The sequence below is a fragment of the Vibrio sp. 970 genome, assembly GCF_033339075.1.
This window is the reverse complement of record NZ_JAWOTW010000872.1, coordinates 1-507: the sequence shown is the minus strand read 5'-3', so window position 1 is coordinate 507 and position 507 is coordinate 1. Positions and strand designations below refer to the sequence as shown.

Genomic DNA, 507 nt, shown 5'->3' with positions numbered 1-507 from the left:
AACCTCTTTGACTCATTAATAATTACCTCGGTAGCCAACCAATGAAATCGCTAACGAGGAACCAGCAAATATATCCAGTTTCACTTGCTTCATTTTAGGGACACTTCCTTCGAACTCTGTCGTTTCTACCGCAACCTCTACGCGAAAATTGATATAACTACTGTCTGCACTATTACCTACAACATCTGAGAGTTGGTATTTTTCGCTACCTGATGGGCAACTGTTCTGAGTATTTTCGGTGTACCAACAACCAATATAATCATCAACATCATTAAAAGCAGAGGGCGAAGTCTCTCCATCTCTTCCAAGAGGTGAGCAAGCGTCTGCCCCGCTTTCGCCGCAGCGGAGCATGCCACCATTGTCATCATAATAATGGTCAAAATTGCGGGCCAAAATTTGCGACATCATACTATGCCCTAAAGCAATGGCTCGACTTTGATAATGGGAGGTGGAAGCATCTTTAATTTGTGGTATCAATGCTGTCGAAAACATCACCATTGCGATTCC

The 507-nt window shown here is 43.2% G+C and carries 1 protein-coding gene; it reads right to left on the bottom strand.

Features of this window, described 5'->3' with window-relative positions:
• Positions 1 to 15: 15 nt before the first annotated feature.
• The coding region (locus R7Q11_RS29655) for an MSHA biogenesis protein MshD (RefSeq protein WP_225467402.1) at positions 16 to 507 on the bottom strand (492 nt) is incomplete at its 5' end.